The sequence below is a fragment of the Candidatus Eisenbacteria bacterium genome (assembly GCA_030017955.1).
GTDB lineage: Bacteria > Eisenbacteria > RBG-16-71-46 > JASEGR01 > JASEGR01 > JASEGR01.
The window spans coordinates 1-2,086 of the sequence record JASEGR010000187.1; the positions used below are offsets into that span (position 1 = coordinate 1).

Genomic DNA, 2,086 nt, shown 5'->3' on the forward strand with positions numbered 1-2,086 from the left:
GCCGGGTGGGCAAGGTGGTTTCCAGGTGGCGCAAGGGCAGGTGGTCGAATATTCGTCGCCACGCTTTCCCGTGGGACGGGTGGAATCCCGGCATCGAGATAGTCACAACGAGATCGGCCGTCACGACCAATCAGTACTTCTTCGGAGAAGATTTGAGCGGTTCGCTGCAAGGGGCCGGCGGAATCGGGGGCCTGCTCTGCGCCTCCCTGGGCGGTTCCTGGGCCTTCTATCACTACCAGGCCAACGGCAACGTCATGGCGCTCACGGGCGCCTCCGGCGCGGTCGTGGCCCGCTACCAGTACAACCCCTACGGCAAGCTTCTCGCCTCCTCCGGCGCCCTGGCTGCGCGGTATAGTTATTCGCCGTACGGGAAGGTTCTTTCCGCCGCCGGCGCGTTGGCTGCAGCCAATCCTATCCGCTACTCCTCCAAGTACACCGATATGGAAACCGAACTGGTCTACTACGGCTACAGGTTTTACTCGCCCGAGTTGGGGCGTTTCTTGAGTCGCGACCCTCTCGAAAATCTGCCCCGGGGCGGATCTTTCGTCGTCGAGTCGCTTTTTGAGCGGCGCATTCTCGAACGTGCGCGTAGCCAACTCTTGGCCGAAGGCCTGTCGCCTCAAGACGTTGAAGGCATCCTTGGCGTTATTCGCCGAATGCTTCGCCAGTCTTCGCAGCAATGGAACGCGTCCTTTGACCCGGCGCTCATGAGCGAGGATCTGGATAATCTGTACCGCTTCTGCGCCAATGATCCGCTTAACGCCCATGATTTCCTTGGCCTTGAGAGCAAGGACGAGAAATACCAGAAGCTCATCAATGCGGCGAAAGCTGCATGGGAAGCGGCCAAGTACGCTGTTCCGGGCAGTGAATTCCCTGCCTTGCTTGAGGCGTTTGGTGGATGCAACACCTTGGGGCTTATCAATGCGTGGGCGGACAAGAAACACAAAGAGTGTCTCTGCAATAGTTCGGCTGCCGATCCCTTCGATGATCCTGAATGCAAGAAGTGGAAGGACACGAAGGACTGGCTCACGGACATATGGAATAAGCAATGCAAGTAGTGCATCCCATCGCCAGCAGACTGCTACCGCTTGCAGCCGTGTTCATTGTGGGAGCACTATTGGGCGTTGTGGTCGGTCGGCTGTGGAGGGAACGCACCCAACTCAAACCAGAGGCCGTTCTTCCTGGTACTGACCTTCCGCGGCTCCGTCAATTTGGCTCGTTTGCGATCTACTCGAAACAGGACGCAACAAACGAATTTGCTGTTTTTAGTGGGCATGAATGCCTTGTGTCGCATCTCCAAGACGAGACCAACGAGACATGGGAAACCACCCACTTTGAAAATGGTCAAAGTGTCTTGGTCACTAAGACGCGAGAATCTGGTGCTGTCATTGAGCGGATGTTCTCAGCCCGGGACACATCAGGCCAGGACGTGTTTTCCTACGTTGATACCGATGGTGATGGGCAATGGGATGTGATGCTGGATTTTGTGGCCCGGAAGAAATACATCCGCGAAGAACGCACCTGGGTTCCTGCATCTGAAGTCAAGAGGAGTGGGCCGCCAGGGTCAGATCTGGAAAATAAGACCTCGTCAGCAGAATCTGTGGGTCAGTTCGGGTTCCGGGAGTTTACCGAGAGCATGATAGAGGGCGGTTTGCAGCACAGGGAACTGGCGGAAACCGCAGGATCGTCTGGTCACCACTCGGATCTTGTTGTTGAGATCTTCGACGGCGGCGTTGGAGAATGCTTTTTTGCAGGCGAACCAGTTCAAGATTAGTGGTTCATGGTCCTGCGGGGTCTGGGCCACCTTTCGCATGGGGGCCAGTCGGCTTCGGAGCGTTCGAGTGATCCAGGCATCGAGGAAGGTCTTGGCCCAGCGGGGATGATTATAGGTCCGGAAATGAGCAAATGCCTCTTTCAGACTCCACGCGCGAGCCGGTCCGCAACTTGGAATGAATCACGGCGTCCAATTCGCTCTCGGGCTTTGCCGCAGACCCGCGCATGCGCTTTGAGCAACAGCCAACGGGTCTTCTTGAGTCGCTTGCCGCGATCCCCGCCTCGCGGACCGTGCCCTTCACCGCGTCGCGCC

General features: G+C 57.4%; 3 protein-coding genes. 2 read left to right on the forward strand and 1 reads right to left on the reverse strand.

Features of this window, described 5'->3' with window-relative positions:
- Both QME66_13530 and QME66_13535 read left to right on the forward strand, forming a co-directional pair.
- Positions 1-1,058: RHS repeat-associated core domain-containing protein (locus QME66_13530; protein ID MDI6809967.1), on the forward strand; the 1,058-nt coding region annotated here is incomplete at its 5' end.
- The gene (locus tag QME66_13535; GenBank protein ID MDI6809968.1) at positions 1,049-1,774 is read left to right on the forward strand and encodes a hypothetical protein; all 726 of its coding nucleotides are present in this window, start codon (positions 1,049-1,051) and stop codon (positions 1,772-1,774) included. The genes QME66_13530 and QME66_13535, both read left to right, overlap by 10 nt.
- Before the next feature lie 109 nt (positions 1,775-1,883).
- On the opposite strand, the gene QME66_13540 is transcribed toward QME66_13535, so the two are convergent.
- Positions 1,884-2,086: hypothetical protein (locus tag QME66_13540; GenBank protein ID MDI6809969.1), on the reverse strand; the 203-nt coding region annotated here is incomplete at its 5' end.